14 protein-coding genes are annotated in these 12,858 nt (G+C 37.6%); 12 read left to right on the top strand and 2 right to left on the bottom strand.

Translation table 11 applies throughout. From position 1 onward, the window contains the following. The first annotated feature begins 89 nt into the window (after positions 1 to 89). From AB7E63_RS06465 to AB7E63_RS06420, 10 genes are all read left to right on the top strand, one after another. Entirely contained in the window at positions 90 to 434 is a 345-nt protein-coding gene (locus AB7E63_RS06465) for a hypothetical protein (protein WP_036746591.1), read from the top strand. 74 nt (positions 435 to 508) lie between these two features. Next, positions 509 to 841 carry a hypothetical protein gene (locus AB7E63_RS06460; RefSeq protein ID WP_036746593.1) on the top strand — a complete coding sequence of 111 codons (333 nt, stop codon included), beginning with the start codon at positions 509 to 511 and terminating at the stop codon, positions 839 to 841. A 490-nt stretch (positions 842 to 1,331) separates the two neighbouring features. After that, on the top strand, positions 1,332 to 2,105 hold the full coding sequence (locus tag AB7E63_RS06455; protein ID WP_006342494.1) for an SDR family oxidoreductase: 774 nt from the start codon (positions 1,332 to 1,334) through the stop codon (positions 2,103 to 2,105). 125 nt (positions 2,106 to 2,230) lie between these two features. After that, on the top strand, positions 2,231 to 2,413 hold the full coding sequence (locus AB7E63_RS06450) for a hypothetical protein (RefSeq protein ID WP_013925527.1): 183 nt from the start codon (positions 2,231 to 2,233) through the stop codon (positions 2,411 to 2,413). 12 nt (positions 2,414 to 2,425) lie between these two features. After that, positions 2,426 to 3,133 carry an NUDIX domain-containing protein gene (locus tag AB7E63_RS06445; protein ID WP_013925528.1) on the top strand — a complete coding sequence of 236 codons (708 nt, stop codon included), beginning with the start codon at positions 2,426 to 2,428 and terminating at the stop codon, positions 3,131 to 3,133. A gap of 41 nt (positions 3,134 to 3,174) precedes the next feature. After that, the gene (locus AB7E63_RS06440) at positions 3,175 to 3,639 is read left to right on the top strand and encodes a hypothetical protein (RefSeq protein WP_013925529.1); all 465 of its coding nucleotides are present in this window, start codon (positions 3,175 to 3,177) and stop codon (positions 3,637 to 3,639) included. Positions 3,640 to 3,955: 316 nt separating this feature from the next. After that, the gene (locus tag AB7E63_RS06435; RefSeq protein ID WP_006342497.1) at positions 3,956 to 6,352 is read left to right on the top strand and encodes a hypothetical protein; all 2,397 of its coding nucleotides are present in this window, start codon (positions 3,956 to 3,958) and stop codon (positions 6,350 to 6,352) included. A gap of 914 nt (positions 6,353 to 7,266) precedes the next feature. Next, entirely contained in the window at positions 7,267 to 8,232 is a 966-nt protein-coding gene (locus AB7E63_RS06430) for a DUF2156 domain-containing protein (RefSeq protein ID WP_006342498.1), read from the top strand. Positions 8,233 to 8,448: 216 nt separating this feature from the next. Beyond that, positions 8,449 to 8,658 (top strand): alkylphosphonate utilization protein, encoded by a 210-nt coding sequence (locus tag AB7E63_RS06425; RefSeq protein WP_006342499.1) that lies wholly within the window; start codon positions 8,449 to 8,451, stop codon positions 8,656 to 8,658. 104 nt (positions 8,659 to 8,762) lie between these two features. Then, positions 8,763 to 9,710 carry a hypothetical protein gene (locus AB7E63_RS06420; protein WP_006342500.1) on the top strand — a complete coding sequence of 316 codons (948 nt, stop codon included), beginning with the start codon at positions 8,763 to 8,765 and terminating at the stop codon, positions 9,708 to 9,710. 103 nt (positions 9,711 to 9,813) lie between these two features. On the opposite strand, the gene AB7E63_RS06415 is transcribed toward AB7E63_RS06420, so the two are convergent. After that, the gene (locus AB7E63_RS06415; RefSeq protein ID WP_241209017.1) at positions 9,814 to 10,494 is read right to left on the bottom strand and encodes an SDR family NAD(P)-dependent oxidoreductase; all 681 of its coding nucleotides are present in this window, start codon (positions 10,492 to 10,494) and stop codon (positions 9,814 to 9,816) included. A 249-nt stretch (positions 10,495 to 10,743) separates the two neighbouring features. Here AB7E63_RS06415 and AB7E63_RS06410 point away from each other — a divergent pair, with 249 nt between their 5' ends. After that, positions 10,744 to 12,099: an outer membrane beta-barrel protein gene (locus AB7E63_RS06410; protein ID WP_428418995.1), complete on the top strand. Its 1,356-nt coding sequence runs from the start codon at positions 10,744 to 10,746 to the stop codon at positions 12,097 to 12,099. A gap of 48 nt (positions 12,100 to 12,147) precedes the next feature. Here AB7E63_RS06410 and AB7E63_RS06405 read toward each other — a convergent pair whose 3' ends face one another. Next, the gene (locus AB7E63_RS06405; protein WP_428418993.1) at positions 12,148 to 12,288 is read right to left on the bottom strand and encodes a hypothetical protein; all 141 of its coding nucleotides are present in this window, start codon (positions 12,286 to 12,288) and stop codon (positions 12,148 to 12,150) included. Between the two features lie 269 nt (positions 12,289 to 12,557). On the opposite strand from AB7E63_RS06405, the gene AB7E63_RS06400 reads away from it, so the two are divergent. Then, the gene (locus tag AB7E63_RS06400) at positions 12,558 to 12,848 is read left to right on the top strand and encodes a hypothetical protein (RefSeq protein WP_428418991.1); all 291 of its coding nucleotides are present in this window, start codon (positions 12,558 to 12,560) and stop codon (positions 12,846 to 12,848) included. The last annotated feature ends 10 nt before the right edge of the window (positions 12,849 to 12,858 follow it).

The following is a 12,858-nucleotide window of genomic DNA, read 5'->3' as shown; positions in this document are numbered from 1 at the left end:
TTTTTGCATATTCTCTGCAAAATGCCTAGAAATTTTATCAATTTACCTGTATTAGTAGCACAGGAAAAAATTTAACCTTTGGGAGGAAAATGGCAAAGCCAGAAGCTATAAAATTAATTGTAACGGTGTCAAATAAAACTTATGTTCTTGGGATTCTAAGTTTTAATACAAAAAAGCACGAATTTTCTTATCATTTTACATATCCTGCAAAAGCACCAATAGATCATTATAATTGTGATACAGGTTTATATACCGCCAGATTTGATCATATAACTTGGCATCGAAATAATGTGCATATAAAAAGACGAGATGATGTTGCTATTGAACGTATTGATTTAAACCCTGGCCCGCTTTTCTGCGAGAAGCCAGTTGTAACACCACTCTATGTTGAATCTATCTATTTCAATAATAATTACCTTGTTTACAGGAGATAGAACACTCTTATGGATGGAACTCCAGTCAAACTCAACAGATTTTAAATTTAGAAGAATCTTTAGGCTTCAGCGTTATGTTCATTTTAGTACCGTCTTTAACGAAAATGAAAGACTTGCTGCTTGGTTTCCAATTTTTAGATCTTCCGGAAGGGATGAATTATCCTCCTTGCCTTGTAGATCTCTGCAACCAAGCTCATCGTACGGGACGAATCATTTTATGGAGTGGATGGGATCTTATTATTTTGACATCACCTTACACTTGCAAGATCAAATCAGTGATCCCAAAAGAATTAGGGGAAAGCTACAGGTTGCCAAATTATAAAAATGTTCCTGCGGCAGTTACAGATTTATTGATGCAAGCGAACGATTTGACAAGAGAGGGTGATCGACTTGTCAAAGTCGGTTAACATTCATGCTTCACAAGTCTCAAGTAATTTCATCAAAAAATGAATAAACATTTCCGACGACTCTCCTCCCTTGGCTCCCTCTGTTGTTGACTTTGTCGTTCTATTTATATGAAGGGAGTAAGAAAAAGAAAGAAAACGTCTTAAAATCTAGCTAAACAGCCCGTTAATAGATCATAGATTCTTTACTTCGCTCATCAGCAATTAAGATTCCATGGTTCTAATTCATAGATCTCGCTTATTCTCTCAGACGATTCTAGCAAACCAACATTTTTTCCTATGGAAAGCGAGGTACAAAAACTGTTCAAATTCACATGTGAATCATATCGGAATCTTAATTTTGTTTAAATGAATTAAGACTCTCCGTCTTATAAAAATTTTCATCCCCAGATCCAGAACAACCCTTCAAAAAATTTTGAAAAAATGAAAGATAAAATAATGTCGATATTGTTAGTGTCCAAATGAGGCAGGACTAAATAAAAGGAGGGTTGGAATGAAAATCGTTGTAATTGGTGGAACTGGGCTCATAGGGTCAAAGCTTGTAAGCAAGCTGAGAAATCTTAAGCATGAAGTAATAGCTGCATCACCGTCTAAAGGTATTAATGCCACGACTGGTGAAGGTCTTTCCGAAGCGCTTAAGGGAGCAGATATTGTTGTTGATGTTGCAAATTCACCATCATTTGAAGACAAAGCCGTTTTAGATTTTTTTGAGACTTCAAGCCGTAACCTTCTTGCTGCAGAGAAAGTAGCTGGCGTAAGGTATCATATAGCTCTTTCAGTTGTCGGAACAGATCTTCTTACCGAAAGTGGGTATTTTCGCGCAAAAATTGCTCAGGAAAATCTGATCAAAGCATCCAATATTCCCTACACAATCATTAAGGCTACTCAGTTTTTTGAATTTTTAGGAAGCATCGCTCAAGCAAGCACGGTTGGAGAAGTGATTCATTTACCAGCTACGGCTTTCCTTCAACCAATTGCTGCAGAGGATGTAGCCGAGGCAATACTCCGTGTTATATCAGAAGCTCCTATTAACGGGATCATTGAAATCGCAGGCCCTGAATGTTTCCTTTTTCCAGAAATAGTGGGGCAGTACCTGAAAGAGACTCAAGATCCGCGCACAGTTGTCCCCGATGCTCAGGCACGTTATTTTGGAATGGAATTGAAAGAGAATAGTCTCACTCCTAGCAGCAAAAATCCACGTCTTGGTTCTACTGATTTTAAAACCTGGTTCCAGAAACAAAAAAGTATACAAGGTAAAAACTCATGAAAAAACTGAAAATTCATTCTAGCATGCAAAAGCTAACAATACCTCCTCGCTAGCACCTGATATACTTTTTATGTACTTCAAATTGGAGAAAAGATATTTTTATTAAAAAATAACAGAGGAATTTTATGACTTCATCACTCCAACTAAGTACATCTTCACCCCAAAGACAAGCCTCTGATTCAGGCACAAATTCTATCATTCCTTATCACAAGACTATTAGAGAGCTATTTGAAAAGAGCACAGCGAAAGATCCGTTTAACAATTGCATAATCGATTTATCCGGCAAGCCTGAAACAAATGAAAAATAGCTTCAGCAAACTGTGCAGACCATTTTTTCTGAATTCCTCGAAAATCAAACAAATTATCAACATCTAATCGTTAAAATTTCTCAAAAGCAAAATCGCCTTTATAAATGGATGGTGAATAATGACTTTGAATTACACCACAGCGAAGGGAAGAATCTTTTTTTAAAACGGTGCTTAGGACATCAAGAAAATGAATGCACTTACCCTCGTTATAAAACAATGTCGATTGGTGTCACCACTGTCATTTTCAATAAAGATTTGACAGAGTTCTTGGCTATTAAAGAAATGAGTGGCCCTTATATAGACTGGAAAGCTCCTACGGGTAGCGTCGAAGAAGAGAAAGAAACACCTCTTGAGGCCGCAGTTCGCGATGTTCTAGAAGAAACGAATTTGGAAATATCCCTTGAACATCTCCATCTAGTCTCTACTATATCTACAAGGAATTTTCGTGGGAATAAACCCGACTATAATTTTGTCTATGCGGGTATAAGCAATCATCCTGGCGATATTAAACCTAAAGAGAAAGACATTAAAGATGTAGCATGGCTATCCGTCAACGATTTTTTAAAAGGAGAACTGCCTGTGAAGCATGAATTAAGGCCACTGATTCTTCAACAAGTCGTAAGCATCGCAAAAGAATGCCTAGAAAAAAATCAAGGCTGGGGTGCCTCTCCTGCTTATTGGGGATCTGGTAAACCAGCTATTTTATTTCAAAAAACTTAGTTTTTTTCATCTAGTCATACAAAAATCAAATAAGAGGGTTTATGCAAAAATTATTTTTTACATTGCTGATGGGAATCTTACTGATCAATATAACCCCTGCTCAAAGCGACAGTTGGATTCAAGATTGCGGAACTTACATTTACATTGAAGGGACGATCTTAAATGACATTCCTGAAATTGTTGTTGATGATGAAGACGGTGAAACTGATACCCGATGGGAATTTATCCAAGATGTGGCCCAATATAAACATGCGGATTGGAATAATGTGATTGGGCGCGCTAAAAATATCACAGTTTTTCAGGCAAAAAAGATTGCGGAAGCAGATCCTTCCATTACCTATTTCTTCTTTGTTAAAGGTTATCAAATGATTTTAGAAAATAATGATGTTGTTGATCCTTACACACGTGTTTTCTATCATGGCGATGCAGTTTTCTTTAGCGGTGCACCTTGGTGGGGTTCTGTTCCAGGCCTTGCTGATGGCTATGTCAAAAAAAATGTTAAATAAGAGTTTATTTTCATCATTTTAAAACTACAGACTCGCCATAAACGTGGATGAAATCCACCATGAATAGACATAACTACACAATATCTCAAAAGTTATCCACTTGCACCAAAACATTTGAAAAGAAAATGTCGCACCTCTTTCAAAAAATGGAAAGACGTGTGACATAAAGAACTTTAAAAATCCTTTTTGTTTGCTACTCTGCCAGTAAATATAATTCTTTATTTAAAAATCGTCACAATTAATCATTCAAATAATTTTAAGGTTGAACAAATGCATTATTTACTTTATTTTTTCACACTAAAATAAGGAGTATCTAATGTTTTCTGATCCCACGATTCATATATGCAGTTCTTTACCAAATTGGAATACAAGTCAATCTCAATCTCATCATGATATTTGCCAAGAAGTTGATCGTAAAATATCTTCAGTTAGAGCTCAGGTACTTCATACCATTCGAAATAATATGCCTATCTCAACATTGTTTACTCCGAAATTAAAAATTGATTTAAGTTTATTTATAAAAGATCAAATATTTATTAGGCAAATCGCAATATCTCTCATTTCACTGGCCGAGTCGGCTTCAATTGACTGCGCTTTGATTGCTAAGCACTTTGAAAACAGCGAAATTCTAGCTGAGATCAAAAAAATGTTCAGACTAGATTCAAGCCCTCATCTGAGAACCTTCTATGAAGCCTGCGCAGATGTACTAAATCAAAAGCCATTTCCAAGTAATCTGAAATCAGCCATTGAAGGACGTATTTTCACCTTAAAAAATGCTCTGATTGCCATACATACCCCTGAAGCTATTTATAAGAACCAGATTCAAAATAAAATCCCTAGGCAAAGTATCTCAAGTATCAAAGAAGAAGGGATGAGCTTTATTCGAGAATCACTAAGCCTTCATTTTCATACTCTTAAAAGAAAAGAAAGCCCTTTCCGAGAAAATCTTTTGTCCAATGTGGAACAATTAATCCCTTTTGTTCAAAAAATTACAAAGATCTATCTTAGAGAAAATGCGAAAAGCTGCCCGAAAAACCCTCTAACATTCCGAAATCCCACTGGATATAACCATCACGGGCTTGTTGCAGCTACTGTTTTGGAGTCTTGTCTGAATGTACTCGGATACAATACAAGAATTATGGGGCGCAGCGACCTTGAGCCAAGAGTAACTCTCGCAACCGCACATAATGTCGTAGAAGTGAAGGGCCCTGATCATTTAAGATATATGATCGATCCCAGTTACATTCAATTTCATAAGGATGTTTTGTTAGATTACGCTCAGCTTCCAAAATCACCTGTTCTCATATTGTCTGAAAATGAACTCGATGATTACATAGAGAATAACATTATGGTTCATTGGAAAGCTACTTTCAAGTTAGTCTCCGAGGATCATAAGCCTACGCTTAACAAACTGTACACGCAAGACCAAAGTCTATTATACACATTTCACAAAACCAAATTTGCCAAAGAACACATTCTCTCTAGCCCAGAAGAATGGGTAAGAAAATCTTTCAAAAAAATCTGGGGACTTTCAACCTATAGTCCAATTCTTTCAGACATGGGCTTTCAAGAGATTTTTAACAGTGTAGGGATAGGGAAGAAAACGCATGAATATGTCAAAGCAATGGGAATTGCTTCTCAAACCTATCGTCATTCTTATGCGGAGCTAGAAATGCGTTTAGACGAGTTACTTAAAGATCCAACATTAAAAAACAAAAATTCGTTTGAAGCCTTGACCTTGATCGCACAATTCCCAAGAAAAATGCGAGCTAAATATGCGTCCTTGCTTGATATAGACCCTCGGATGCAAATCAATATAGGAATAGATATTAGTTTAAATGCTTATTATCGCGCTCTCAGACAAACAGTAAATCCTGATGGGAAAGATCTAAGTGTGATGTATGGTTGTTCAGGTGGAGATTGTATGAGCATCCTTGCCACCACCGATGCCTATAATTTAACTCTTGTGGACCTAACACGCGTTTCTTTTGCCGAATTTGAGACTGCATTAGCTCTATTTAAGGCTCGCAATTCTTTGCTTGAAGACCAACTCAATCAGCTTGAAAAAACGCATAGTTTTTTTAGCTTACGAGCACGATATGGAGGGGGTGTAAGCCAATACTTAGGTCAAGGCAAGCACCATATGGACAAGCTGGCCATGAAATTATTTTCTGACTTAACAGGACTTGGCGTCGATGTAAATGAAGTGGCTCTCTCTTCTATTGAAGATGGAATACGCATTGACTTTCCTTGGCAATACCATGGAGCCACTTCGCCTAGATCAAGAAGCATTACATTTATGACTGCCGATATTACAAAACCTGATTTATATCCAGCATCTCTTAAAAGACTATTAGAAACAGGCATCGATATATTTTATATGAAGGCTGCTTTTTTTGCAGCGCAGGCTTATTCCCAATTTTTACCACACATTGCAAAATCTATGAACACCGGTGGATGGCTCATGACAGCTGATAAAACATGGATGATGGAAACTGTTGATCCAGAGCCATGCCTAAAGCAAAATGAATTTATTTTTATACCTAAAAAAAGTGAGGAAATACGCATTCTCGAAGAACTTATGCATCCACCTTTTGATCCTTTTTCCCCGATTCAAACGCTTGAAATAAATCCACCTAAAGATAGATTTCAGAGGGGACCAGGCTCAGATCTAACCTACTGGTCAATTCTTAGCTTGCGACAGAAAGTCTAGTCATTTCTTCTAGATATTGCCTGTTTTTAACAAGGCGAGTCTCTTTAGGGAGACTCGCCTTGTCGCTAAAAAATTGTAAATCACACTCACATTTTTTGATCTCTTTATACTAAAACACAGTCATTATTCCACCAAGATTAAGTTTATAAAAATTTCGACCTCCGATTCGTATGATAAAATTTATCTCCTTGGAATCTGAATGGGGGCTTGTATGGCTCTGGCTCATATTGTAAAACAATCACCTTGTACCTTCGGCGGTTGGAAAAGCTTCTTCGTCGTAACCTTCCCATATTCTTCACTCAATTCATTGCGCATTGCTTCGGTTAAATCATGGGAAAAACAGTTCAAATAAATCTTTTTGAAGGTAGTTTACGTCTTTTTCTCTTGAGGAACATTTTTGAGAATCGAGCATCTTTAGCAATTCAGGATAGGCATATTCTCTAATTCCTGTTGTTTAGCAGGCATCCGCTTCCAACTAAATAAGATCTTTAGGGCAATACAAACTTATCAGTTTATTTTCAGTTCCAAATAAATTTTTAAATAGAAGTAGCCAATGAGGCACAATTTGTAAAATAGGTCAAAAAGTTGGTTTTCCGTAGAAGGCTATTTTTTGCCATCTAAACAATCAGCCTAATTAGAGAAAGAGGCAGATTTGCCTGGTTTTCAATACTATAGATCAACTCTTTTTAATGAGATCCCACTTTTTAGCTTGCTAGGCTAATGCCATCCGCATTTTTCCAGCAACCTATGTGATTGTTCATTTCTTCCAGCAAAATTGTTCGAATTATCTGAATTAACAAAACAACAAATAATTAAAGATATATTGAACTTTAATTAACTTTATTTAAAATTTAAATTAACAGAACTACTCAACCGAAATAGAATTAACTAAATATCTTTGAAGGATTGACTTTATGAACGAAATTGATGAAAAAGAAAAAAAGTTATTTATTCGCTACGGTTCAGCTGCTTCCGAAGCGATGTTTGATTTCCCCTGCCATTTCTTTCAAGTGCCTGCCTGCAAAGGAGTCATTGCCTATCGTATCGAATACGGATGCGCTGTCGTTTTTGGAGAGCCGATCTGTCCTCCTGAAGAAACAGCCAAGCTAGCAGAAGCTTTTCATCAGCATTGTCAAAAATCCAATTTGAATGTCATTTACATTATTGTATCAGAAAAATTTGCCAAATGGGCCAAAAATTCCTACTGCAATATTTTAATTGAAGCATGTTCCGAGCTTATTTTTGATCCTGAAATTGATCCATGTAAAACCAGCAATAGATTAAGACATCGTGTAGAAAAAGCTTCAAAACGTGGGTTAATGATCCATGAGTATATTCCTTTTGACGCTAAAATAGAAGAAGCTCTTAAACAGATTGGAATTGCATGGCAGCAAGCCATAAGAGGCCCTCATATTTATTTGGGACATCTTAACTTTTTTGAGAGCTACATCGGAAAACGGTGGTTTTATGCAAAAGAAGGGGACAAAATCACAGCAATGATTATGTTAAGCCGAGTGGAATCTAGCGATGGCTGGTTACTCAAATTCTTAATTACTTCCCCTGAAGCACCACAAGCCACATCTGAATTTTTAATGACTTCTGTTTTGGATGTTTTAAGAAAAGAAAATTGTCGCTTTTTATCAAAAGGGACTGCACCTGCTAATTTATTGGGAGAAGTGAGTGGTTTAGGTTACGTTTCCACACATCTCTTAAGTGGTATGTACAAAGTCATTAGCAAAGTATTTAAATTTGAAAAACGTAAAGAATATTGGTTAAGATATGATCCAAAAATAGTCCCTTCTTACCTTTTATTTCATCGCCCTCACATCGGTTTTAATGAGATAAGAGCGCTAATGAAAGTCTTTAAGGCCATTATATGATGAAAGCAGCCGTAGTCCTTGAAGAACGTGTTCGGTATCGTGTTATTCTAAAATTCTAATGACGAGAATGTCTTTAAAGCAAAACTACCTAAATGATTCTTTTTACTTCAAGGACTTATAAACAAATCATTCGTTTTTTTTATCTCTAAGCATATAATAAGCGAGACTGTCATTCGATCATTATCCAAAACAACTCTATTAATAAAGGGGAATTTCATGAGCGTTAAAGACTCCAATGGTGCCGAGCTCAACAATGGTGATAACATTACTGTTATTAAAGATTTAAAAGTGAAAGGTGCTTCCATGACCATCAAAAGAGGAACACTTTATAAGGACATTCGCTTAACTGACAATGATGAAGAGGTAGAATGCGGTAAAGGCAGAAATACCATCGTATTAAAAACCTGCTTTTTAAAGAAAGCTTAATTCCTCCATTTTTAGAATGTTTGTGAAAACTAGCCCCGCTTAGTTGGTCACAAGCATTCGTTTTTGTAAGAAACCCGTAGATATTTAATAAATTTAGCGATTGTATGACTCTCTCACCTTTTCAACTTTCCCTGGATAGCTGGACTCAGCGAGCAAGAATGCATGCTGAACGAATCAGCCCGTTCGCAGATTCTTTTCTGAAGCGACGTTCTTTAGGTTTCACACATGCCGTGCATGACTTTTTATTTACATATTACAGTTTTTCCCCTCAAAAGTTAAAACAATGGGTGCCTTCTTTTGAAGAAGATCTCACCATTTCAGATAACTTCCGTAAAGACTATCCTTGGTTGAATGATTATTGGTTTCAGCTCAATGGCAATGTGCTGTCCCTCAATCAAAATCGGATCCACGAAAATACCAAAGGACTTGCAAAATTCGTGGCAAATTTATGTCAAAAAGTGTTGCAGCAGCCTCCTCGATTTGGCTGTTTTGGTCTTCACGAATGGGCCATGGTTTACAAATTATCACCAGAAACAATCAGACATAAAAAACATCGTCTTAGACTGTCTCAAGAAGAACTCGTAACTTTTGTTGAAAGTCAAACAATTTGTTGCTCCCATTATGATGCATTCCGCTTTTTCACAGATGAAGCCCGCCCCCTGAATACCTTAAATCCAACACTTGAAACCCGGCAAGAAATGGAGCAAGGAGGCTGCTTACATGCCAATATGGATTTATACAAATGGTCCACAAAATTATGGCCCTGGATAGGCTCCGATTTCATCGCAAAAACGTTCTTTCTGGCTGTTCAAGGCAGAGAATTAGATATGCGTGCAAGTCCCTATGATTTGCTCGAAGAAGGTTACGCCCCCTTATGCATAGAAACAGAAGAAGGCCGAAAACAGTACCAAAACGAACAACAACAATTGGCAGAGAGGGCCTCTTCCTTACGGAGTGAACTCCTTGCGTTTTGTGAACGTTTCTTGTTGCTAAAATCGCACAAGCATTTCTCCCCTCAATCCCGCCATGTGGAAACATTAATCTATCTATAAGTTTAAGCCTTAAAATCTGCAGACAATGCCAACTCTTGCCAAGTTTTAAACTCTTTACGCAATTCATCCAATTTTTTATTGGCGAGTTCATAAGCGATCCCTCCTAACAGTAAATGCAAGGTGGATTTTCAGAATTCACCACTTGTACAACTGCTTCTGCAACTATTACAGGATCACCCGGCTGATTTCCATCTCTCTCAACAGCGGATGATCGTGTTTGACCGGATGTCTGTTCGTAATCTGGTAATACATTAGTTGCAGATTTTAAGGACCCTCCTAAAAAATCGGTGCGAAATGGTCCCGGCTCCACAATGGTGACATGTATTCCCAAGGGAGCGACCTCTAAAGCTAGAGCTTCTGAAAGCCCTTCTATGGCAAATTTGGTGGAATTATAAATTCCCCATCCCGCCAATCCCACTAAACCACCAATCGATGAGAGATTAATAATATGTCCGCTCCGCCGCTTACGCATGTAGGGCAGGATAGCGCGAGTCACACGTAATAATCCGAAAACATTCATCTCAAAAACGTTTCTAATTTCGGAATCACTTGCCTCTTCTACAGCTCCTAACAAACCATACCCCGCGTTATTGACTAGAACATCAATTCTTCCAAACCGCGTGATTGCAGACTGCACCCCTCTTAAAACCATATCTGGATCATGCAAATCCAATGTGATGGCTAATAAATGATCAGAAAATTCCACAAAATCGGCAGCCACTTTTTGGGGCGAACGAGAGGTTGCCACCACAAAATCACCTCTTTCAAGAGCAGCTTTAACAATTTCCCAACCAAATCCTTGTGAAGTCCCTGTAATAAACCAAACGAGCTGTTTGCTTTAATTATCGCTCATAAAAAATACTCCTTCTTGAACCCTGTTGTTGGTGTTAGAGTAATCAATCCTTTTAAAATTTCAATATATTTTTTTACAAAAAGTTAGTTATGCTTGCTTCTTAAATATTTTTGGAAAATGATTGAATGGATCTAAATAAACAGACTCATTACTACGAATGAAAATTTTTAAAAAGCAGTCATGAATATCCTCTACCTTCTTATTGGGATTTTATTTTTATCATCAACGGTTTTCTATGCAGAAGAATCTGAGAAAAAAGAACCGACTAGAAGAGCTCTTCCTGCACCTTTTGCCTCTCCTCCCTTTCCTTCTGGAGAATTTCTAGGCACTCCTCTAATAGGGATACCCGTCAGTGACACAATTTATCCGTTAATGAAAGTGATTTACAAACTTCCTTGTGGAGAAAGAATTAAAAAAAGCAGGGTAAAAGCTTATGGTTGGATTAACGGTTCGGGCAATATAAGTAGCTGTAGCCACTCAAATGCTCCTGAAGGTTACTGGATTGTTCCAAATCGAGTCGAGCTCGACCAATTTGTATTTCGCCTGGAAAGAGAAGTTGATACTCTCCAAACTGATCACATTGACATAGGGTTTCGTTCCACCATTCTCTATGGGATTGATTATCGTTATACAACAGCTGGGGGTTGGACAAGCCGACAATTGTTAAAACACAACTATTTATACGGATATGATTTTACCGAGCAATACATAGATACGTACATCCCAAAGATTGCTCAAGGTGCGATCATCCGAATAGGTCGTTGGGCTTCTTGTCCAGATATTGAGACGCAGTTTGTTCCAGATAATTACTTGGGAACTCACTCGCTGATGTTTACCTTTGATACTTCTACTCAGACAGGGGCCATGTTAACAGTCATGCTCAATAAGTACTGGACAGTGCAAGCTGCTTTACACGCTAGCACCGATATGGCACCCTGGTATAAAGGAGCTGTTCCTACTGGAATGCTCGGAATTCGATGGGTTTCCTGCGATAATCTAGACTCTGTGTATCTGATGCTAAACTCTATCAACAGCGCAAAATTTCGTCGATTTCGCATGTACGGTCAACGACTTGGTCACGATAACTACAACTATGTTGTCGCAACCTGGCAGCATAAATTTTCTGATGATATTCACACAAAAACAGAAGGCTATTTTATGTGGCAGCGGAATGCCGTACGCGGGGGAACACCAAGTGCCGGACCGGTTCGCTCTTTTGGCGGAGGCGGAGGCATCGGTCCAAATATCCATGGAACATCTTTGACATATGGGTTTGTGAATTATGCATTGTTTAAATTTTCAGAAAAGGGTTTTGTGACTTTGCGCAACGAAATTTGGAGAGATGCACAAGGAGAAAGAACGAATTATCCAGGTACATATACGGGTCATACGGTTGGATTTACATACAATTTCACCGAAGAACTTCAAATACGCCCTGAAATTGGCTACTATAGAAATTGGAATCGTGATGCATTTGATCGAGGAAAAAGAAAAGGAACTGTTTTAGCGGGCCTGGATATGACAATACGTTTTTGAGAATAGTACCTCAGGTTAACTTTAGCGATTAGCCAAATTAAGGGCCTGCTAGGGCAAAATTGTTTGTGCTTCTTTTACATGTATACGCAAAACACCAAACGTGCTGGTATGCGATCGCGCACGTGTGTACTGGATTGCATGATTCCAATGAGCGGCAATTTTGGGAAAATAGACTCGGAGTGTTTTCACCTTCTCACTAATAATTTCGAAATGTCAGGTGTTGGACGAATCCGAGTATGTGCGACATCACCAAAAAATTGGCGTGCAAATATCTTCCAAATCAGAAGTCATCACATAGAGCTACCTGGAGGTGGTTTATAAAAATTTAGGTCCTTTAGTGCATAATCTCAATATTTTTTTTAGGAGATTAGCATCTCTTAAAATATAATAAGGGGTTGTGTTATCAAAAATAATAGCCTGATAAATTTGATCTCTATCCTACGACAATGAGATAATGCATGAATAAAGACTTCCGATTATTGTTTTTCTGTATTTTGTGGATCCTTTTTTTCAATAACCAAGCAATGGGGCAAACAGATGAAAAAGAGAATTTAAAAACAACTTGTAAAAAAGAAGAAAAAGAAAAAACCGACGAAAAAGCAGAAACAAAAGAAGTAACCAATCCATGTGAAAAAAAACAGGAAGAGAAAGAAAATAACAGCGAAGAGATTAAAGAAGAACCCCCAAAAGTTGGAAATTTCGCTTTAACTACTTCCCAACAACCTGCTTCACTGTTTGGATTTGTATGAAATATTCTTT

It is taken from the genome of Parachlamydia sp., assembly GCF_050255895.1.
Lineage (GTDB): Bacteria > Chlamydiota > Chlamydiia > Chlamydiales > Parachlamydiaceae > Parachlamydia > Parachlamydia acanthamoebae.
This window is presented reverse-complemented; position numbering and strand designations above follow the sequence as displayed.

What these genes read in the sequence shown, in the direction of transcription:
- AB7E63_RS06465 (WP_036746591.1), top strand. Translation starts at nt 90, where the DNA reads ATGGCAAAGCCAGAAGCTATAAAATTAATTGTAACGGTGTCAAATAAA.
- AB7E63_RS06460 (WP_036746593.1), top strand. Translation starts at nt 509, where the DNA reads ATGTTCATTTTAGTACCGTCTTTAACGAAAATGAAAGACTTGCTGCTT.
- AB7E63_RS06455 (WP_006342494.1), top strand. Translation starts at nt 1,332, where the DNA reads ATGAAAATCGTTGTAATTGGTGGAACTGGGCTCATAGGGTCAAAGCTT.
- AB7E63_RS06450 (WP_013925527.1), top strand. Translation starts at nt 2,231, where the DNA reads ATGACTTCATCACTCCAACTAAGTACATCTTCACCCCAAAGACAAGCC.
- AB7E63_RS06440 (WP_013925529.1), top strand. Translation starts at nt 3,175, where the DNA reads ATGCAAAAATTATTTTTTACATTGCTGATGGGAATCTTACTGATCAAT.
- AB7E63_RS06435 (WP_006342497.1), top strand. Translation starts at nt 3,956, where the DNA reads ATGTTTTCTGATCCCACGATTCATATATGCAGTTCTTTACCAAATTGG.
- AB7E63_RS06430 (WP_006342498.1), top strand. Translation starts at nt 7,267, where the DNA reads ATGAACGAAATTGATGAAAAAGAAAAAAAGTTATTTATTCGCTACGGT.
- AB7E63_RS06425 (WP_006342499.1), top strand. Translation starts at nt 8,449, where the DNA reads ATGAGCGTTAAAGACTCCAATGGTGCCGAGCTCAACAATGGTGATAAC.
- AB7E63_RS06420 (WP_006342500.1), top strand. Translation starts at nt 8,763, where the DNA reads ATGACTCTCTCACCTTTTCAACTTTCCCTGGATAGCTGGACTCAGCGA.
- AB7E63_RS06410 (WP_428418995.1), top strand. Translation starts at nt 10,744, where the DNA reads ATGAATATCCTCTACCTTCTTATTGGGATTTTATTTTTATCATCAACG.
- AB7E63_RS06400 (WP_428418991.1), top strand. Translation starts at nt 12,558, where the DNA reads ATGAATAAAGACTTCCGATTATTGTTTTTCTGTATTTTGTGGATCCTT.